Annotated in this window: 7 protein-coding genes; 3 read left to right on the plus strand and 4 right to left on the minus strand. The window is 49.9% G+C overall.

The genetic code is table 11. The features are described 5' to 3' along the window. The 4 genes from ACLQ7H_RS04275 to ACLQ7H_RS04290 form a co-directional block, all read right to left on the minus strand. Positions 1–1,317: cyclic di-GMP phosphodiesterase (locus ACLQ7H_RS04275; RefSeq protein WP_411751593.1), on the minus strand; the 1,317-nt coding region annotated here is incomplete at its 3' end. Positions 1,318–1,648: 331 nt separating this feature from the next. Next, the gene (gene mepS, locus ACLQ7H_RS04280; protein ID WP_411751594.1) at positions 1,649–2,230 is read right to left on the minus strand and encodes a bifunctional murein DD-endopeptidase/murein LD-carboxypeptidase; all 582 of its coding nucleotides are present in this window, start codon (positions 2,228–2,230) and stop codon (positions 1,649–1,651) included. A 409-nt stretch (positions 2,231–2,639) separates the two neighbouring features. Beyond that, positions 2,640–3,350, minus strand: coding sequence for a phosphatase PAP2 family protein (locus ACLQ7H_RS04285; protein ID WP_411751595.1), 711 nt, complete (start codon positions 3,348–3,350; stop codon positions 2,640–2,642). Between the two features lie 43 nt (positions 3,351–3,393). Further along, positions 3,394–4,368 (minus strand): CobW family GTP-binding protein, encoded by a 975-nt coding sequence (locus ACLQ7H_RS04290; RefSeq protein ID WP_411751596.1) that lies wholly within the window; start codon positions 4,366–4,368, stop codon positions 3,394–3,396. A 317-nt stretch (positions 4,369–4,685) separates the two neighbouring features. Here ACLQ7H_RS04290 and ACLQ7H_RS04295 point away from each other — a divergent pair, with 317 nt between their 5' ends. From ACLQ7H_RS04295 to ACLQ7H_RS04305, 3 genes are all read left to right on the plus strand, one after another. After that, complete coding sequence (locus ACLQ7H_RS04295; protein ID WP_411751597.1) at positions 4,686–4,994, plus strand: type 1 fimbrial protein; 309 nt, start codon at positions 4,686–4,688, stop codon at positions 4,992–4,994. A gap of 30 nt (positions 4,995–5,024) precedes the next feature. After that, positions 5,025–5,153 carry a hypothetical protein gene (locus ACLQ7H_RS04300; protein ID WP_411751598.1) on the plus strand — a complete coding sequence of 43 codons (129 nt, stop codon included), beginning with the start codon at positions 5,025–5,027 and terminating at the stop codon, positions 5,151–5,153. Between the two features lie 171 nt (positions 5,154–5,324). After that, positions 5,325–5,636, plus strand: a complete 312-nt coding sequence (locus tag ACLQ7H_RS04305; RefSeq protein ID WP_411751599.1) for a type 1 fimbrial protein — start codon at positions 5,325–5,327, stop codon at positions 5,634–5,636. Positions 5,637–5,689: the final 53 nt, after the last annotated feature.

Raw genomic sequence — 5,689 nt, forward strand, 5'->3', positions numbered from 1 at the left:
ATCCAGGGTAAAGCGTTGTAGATAGATTAAGGCGCTGTGGCCGGTACCAAAGTCATCCACCGCGATTTCAACCCCTTGGCGATGCAGCCAATCAAACTCTTCCAAGGCGTTTTGTTCTTCCACCATGCCGCGCTCGGTGATTTCAAACACCACGGTGAAATAGTCGGTTGGCAAGTTAGCCAGCAGATCGGTGATATCGTCATGGAACGAAGGCGCATTAAGGTGAGAAGGGGCGAGATTGATGCCCAGTTTGGCGCCCCGTGGCAAAGCTTGCACCAATTGCGGGATATCTGCCACGATCATACGGAACAGGTGGCGAGTCAGCGCTACGATCAACCCTTCGCTTTCGGCATAGGGGATAAACAGATCGGGTGGAATGCGCCCCTCGGTGGGATGCTGCCAGCGGATCAATGCCTCAAGACCGGCGATGGTGTTGGTTGCGGTGTGGAACACCGGTTGATATTCAACAAAGATCTCATTGTGCTTGATGCCTCTCATCAGGGCGCGTTCGGGGCTTTGGCGCAGTATCTGCATATAGTAATACAGCGCGCCCACCATCAGGGAGAGCACCAGGCTGCCCAGCACGGTCAAACGGATATCATTAGCCGTCAGGGATTGGTGATAGAAGATCAAACCCAGTGGATAGCCCGGGATGGCTATTTGGCTGGCGTGTTTTTTAGGTAATTGCGCCAGTGGCAGCATACTCGAGCTGAAGGTGGTTACCGCATGCTCCCCAATGACGATGGCAAATCCGGGAGTATCTCTATCGTGTGAACTGAGCAGCAGGTAGGGGGCCAGGGTGAGATCCAGCGTGGCTAATATGCCGGTGTTACCTGGCCCGGGTTGGCGCAGCCACACGGCAATCGCCGGTTTTCCCGGCACCATCGGCGTACCTTGTTGCAATGCCATATCCAGCGGCTTATGCCAGTCGATTTCGGAATAAATATGGCTCATCCGCAGCATCATATTACCGGTTGCCGAGGAGCAATAGGCAAAACCGTCTTTCACCAGAACAAAGGTGCGTACGCCAGTGGCAAAAGCTGCACGGTAGGTCAGATCGGCCTGGACATTTTCGCAGGATTTACCGCTAAGCGGCATGATTTGTTGCATGATTTCTTGCAGATGATCGAGATAATTAACGGCAAATTGCTGCGTACGGTTTTCGATCTTATGTTGATATTGCGAGCGCTGATGATTGATCAGAAATAAGGTGACAGAGGCAAAAACAATGAAGAAAATGACCGCGATAATACCGCTTTTAGTCAGGCTACGTCGTGTGTTGGATGCATGGCGTGCAAATGCTCCCTTCAATCCCATTACTTGCCCCCTGAGCGCAGCGTAAAAATATTCTTGTTATATTGTGGGTGATTAATATATCCCACCGATCCTGCCTGCGTCATTATTCGTCTGGCTTCCAACAAGGCTGGTTGTTCAGACACAGCGTAAATAGCGCGTTACGAAATGGATTGTCACTTGACGATAATAGGCTATTTTTTCCACCGTTGCGTGGTTTCCGGCGCAGTGATAGCCGAAAATAGCGCTGCGGGCGTGTTCGGTGCCTGCTTTACAGGGAAAAAAAACGCTGCCCGGGGGCAGCGTTCTTGTCTCGTTTGTTTGGCTTTCAGGACCAGATTCAGATACTACACCGTTAGCTGGAACTTTTGCCCAGTAACCGGCGGCCTTCGCGATAACGTTTATCCCAATAGTTATCCGAAAGGCTAGAGATTGTCACGCCACTGCTGGTAGAGGCATGAACGAATTTGTCGTTACCCAGATAGATACCTACGTGGCGGCCAGTAGAGCCGGCACGGAACAGCACTAAATCCCCTGGGCGCAGTTTAGCTCGCTGGATTTGCTTGCCCATATCTTCTTGCTCATAGGTTGAGCGGGGCAGGGCCATACCAAACTGTTCGCGGAAGGTCCGTTGCACAAACGCCGAGCAGTCAATGCCGCGCTTGCTTTCACCACCTAAACGGTAGCGGACGCCTTTCCAATCAGCATACTGGTCCATAATCTTTGACTTGACGTCAACGTTACGTACCATCGCTTCGAATTCATCCTGAGAGGCTTGCAGTAAAAGACCGTCTTTGTCATTAACTGCATGCATCTCAGTTTGTGATCTATCTAACTTCGAAGTGTTGGTTGAGCTACAGGCGGAGAGCACCAAGGCTGCCGCAATTGCAGGTAATACCCGCAAAAAATATCTCAGAAAAGGTTGAGATTTGACCATTGTAATTGTTTTCCCTTGAAGTCCTTAACGACGCAAGTCGTTATCTGAAAAATACCAAACGAAACGAGACTAGTTGGCACTGGCTGGAAGGACAATCAGTTAGCATCGGAAATGTGCAGGAACGCACAGTTTTCGGATTTTTACTAACGAGCCAAGCCAAACCAGGCACAAACGCATCCGAGAGTACCGGAATGAAGTGAGGATTGCGAGTCTTTTTCAGACATTCTTTATATGAAATTGTGATGTAACATAAGGTAAATCTTCATATAAAAAAAACGTGGCCCGCCGGTTATGTTGGATTGACGTTAATTAATGGGGTGGGCATGTTAACGTTGTGGTTACAGAGTAAACAGGATGCGGCATTTAAATAACCGAGAGACGGCGGCCTCCCGGCTATCATAATCTAAAGTTATGGCTGCGTTGGGCGATACTTACCGGGTAATCTGCAGTTCAACCAGTGGATGACAACATCGCTGGCTGGCGTCATCAACCACCAACTGGCACCGACCATCACCACAGACAGCGAACCGATGGCAATATCGGTAAACCAGTGTGCGCCAATCATGATGCGCGGCAGGCTGAAGACCAGAGTGATCAGCAGCGCGATGGCAAATGCCGTGCGGTTAAAGTAGCGCAGCATAAAGCAGGAGAAGATCATCAGCATCATGCCATGATCGCCAGGGAAGCTGTCGCTGGAGGCGTCTTTGGTTGGGATGCCGGTGAGTTCGCTCACCCGGTTGATATTGTCAAAGGTCAGGGTAGGGCTGGCGTGTTTTACCGGTAGCAGGTGACCAAACTGGTTGAGCACCACCCCGGTTAACAACATCACGACGCCGGTGATGATCAGACGGCGGCGGCCAAAGGCATCCTGCTTGAGGTAGAAGTAAAGGTACAGCAGCCCCATGGCGATGAGCGAAATGACGTCAAATATCCGATTGTTGGTGATCGCCACCATTCTCAGAAACCAGGCATCGCTGGCCAGATGTTGGTTGAAGAAGAAAAAGATTGCCGAGTCAATCTTGAACCAGAACCCGTGATCCGTGGGTAAATACCAGGAAAGAAATAGCACGATGCCCAAAACGTTGAGCATGAGGATGAAGGGTAAATTGCGGCGTGTCATGGCTAACCTGTAAAATGATAAAATAATGCCAACGTTATAAGCATTAACTTAAACGGATGTTAAACAAAGCCGATTGCAAAGCATTCCAGTCGGCCTCACCGCTGTGGATCAATTCGATACGGCTGTCGAGCGGAGCGGTGGGGCGCGTCTCGATACTGAGATCGTGCCCTTGGCGGTTGATCAGCAAACTGCCTTCGGCAATGCGTACCACCGCCTTGGCCCGGTCAACGGGGGCTAACCTGATCCATTCCATCATGCCGACGGTATCAAATACGGTTTCCCCATCGAAAATCCAGCCGCAACTGGTGAATCCTTGGCCTTGATTAAGAGCTCGGCGCCAACGTGAGTTTTCAGGCAAACGCAGCGCAGCCAATCCTTGGGTCTTGGCATGGCTATGATGATGCTGTGCGTCCGGCAATTCTGTGCAATTGGTGCGTGGCCGATCCAACAGCTTGATATCCATGCGCCCTTGCTCGATGGAAAAGACCGACCGCTGCTGCCCATGTAGCGTTTGCCAGGTTTCCAGTGCCTGAGCATCTTGCGGCTGCCAGGTATCCATTTTATTGGCGATGATAACGTCGGCTGCGGCCAGTTGATCGCGGAAATTTTCATTTTCGCTATAGCGAGGTTCGCCGAGTTGGCGGGGATCAAGCACACAGATCGTTGCCAGCAAATCGATCCATCCACCATAGGTTTCCTGAGTCAGCAGCGCCAGGATCTGCTTCGGGTGGCCTAATCCAGTGGGTTCAATCAGCAACCGATCGGGTTTGGCCTGTTGCAGCAACATATTCAACCCTACCTGCATGGGTAGCCCGTTAACGCAGCACATGCAGCCACCGGGGATCTCTTTTAACACCGCACCGCTGTCGGCCAGCAGGGCGCCATCGATACCAATCTCGCCAAACTCGTTGACCAGCACGGCCCAACGCTCATTTTCCGGCTTATTGGCCAACAGATGCCGAATGGTGGTGGTTTTGCCGCTACCGAGAAAGCCGGTGATCAGATTGGTTTTTGTCATTTGGAGATTCCCGTTAATGATGTTTTCAATTTATTGCAGGTTAGCGATTATTCACTTTGTTACCGCGATGACCAATTAGGAGGGGCAGATCACAAATTTGAACATGAAAATCGCCTGTTTTTTGGGCGTTTATTTTTCGCTAAAGGTATAGGATTTTTCCCATAAAAAACGTGATGTTAACAAAGTCAATTATACCGTACCGTATTGTTTACACGACCTTAATTAAACGATTAACCGTTAAAAAAACTGCCTATCCTTACGATTAATCCGAAAAAAATAGCCTATGTTTAAAGTGGCTTAACAAAAGTGAGGTTGCCATGAATAGCTTACGGTTAATTTTGATCGCAGGAGCGTTGTTTTCATGGATGGCAGCAAGTCATGCGGGTTCCACAGGTGGTGTTATCAACTTTGTGGGTGCCATTGTCGAAGGGCCTTGTACGGTAGATGTTAGCAATACAACGGCGAATACCCAATGTTATCGTAATGGGCAAAACTATACAGGCACGCAAAGGCTGGCAAGTTTTGATGCCAGCAGTAAAGAACTTCCGCTGAATATCGGCACCTCCGAAATGCGGTGGGTAGATCAGCAGAAAAAACTCGCAATAATGACAGTAGTTTATCGTTAAGTCCTCTGGTCATGCCGAGTGGGGCTCGGCATGACACCCCCAGATCCCGCACTTTGGTTCGCTTTCTCCACCACGCCGCCACACCTTTCATTGCTCAACTGGCCGATCAGGATTGCACATGGCAAGCCGTCTGCGTCGCAAACCGTTGCCGGGTTTTAAATTGAGATTTTTCCTACTTGAAATCTGCATTTCTCGGCAATAAATTATGCGCCGCCAGAGAGGTAGAGCTCTATATGACCAGATGATAAATAGATAAAACCTCTCTAACTTGCGTTTAATCCAAGAACTTTTTTTCAGGTTTACATTGGCTTAATAACAAGTGAGGTGACCATGAAAAGCTTACGGTTGTTTTTGATCGCAGGAATGTTGTTTTCATGGATGGCAGCAGGCGTGGCCAATGCTGCGACCGGCGGCGTGATCCACTTCTATGGCGCCATTGTCGAAGGCCCTTGCACGGTGGAAGTCGCTGACTCAACGGCACAAACGCAATGCTATCGCGACGGGCAAGACTATACCAGCAAACATCAGTTAGCGAGTCTGGAGAGCGGTAGTAAAGAGCTGCCAATGAATCTCGGCAAGAGCGAGATCAAGTGGTTGGATCAGCAGAAAAAACTCGGAATAATGACGCTGGAATACCGTTAATCCCCATTCCCGCCGTGTTGCAAACGTCAAATGGCCGTCATGCCTGATAGGTT

Origin of the sequence: Serratia sp. (in: enterobacteria) (assembly GCF_046715635.1) — a bacterium.
Classification (GTDB): Bacteria; Pseudomonadota; Gammaproteobacteria; order Enterobacterales; family Enterobacteriaceae; genus Chania.

Excerpts from the sequence above, each read along its gene's own strand:
- mepS (WP_411751594.1), bottom strand. The coding sequence starts at position 2,230 with ATGGTCAAATCTCAACCTTTTCTGAGATATTTTTTGCGGGTATTACCT.
- ACLQ7H_RS04285 (WP_411751595.1), bottom strand. The coding sequence starts at position 3,350 with ATGACACGCCGCAATTTACCCTTCATCCTCATGCTCAACGTTTTGGGC.
- ACLQ7H_RS04290 (WP_411751596.1), bottom strand. The coding sequence starts at position 4,368 with ATGACAAAAACCAATCTGATCACCGGCTTTCTCGGTAGCGGCAAAACC.
- ACLQ7H_RS04295 (WP_411751597.1), top strand. The coding sequence starts at position 4,686 with ATGAATAGCTTACGGTTAATTTTGATCGCAGGAGCGTTGTTTTCATGG.
- ACLQ7H_RS04300 (WP_411751598.1), top strand. The coding sequence starts at position 5,025 with ATGACACCCCCAGATCCCGCACTTTGGTTCGCTTTCTCCACCACGCCG.
- ACLQ7H_RS04305 (WP_411751599.1), top strand. The coding sequence starts at position 5,325 with ATGAAAAGCTTACGGTTGTTTTTGATCGCAGGAATGTTGTTTTCATGG.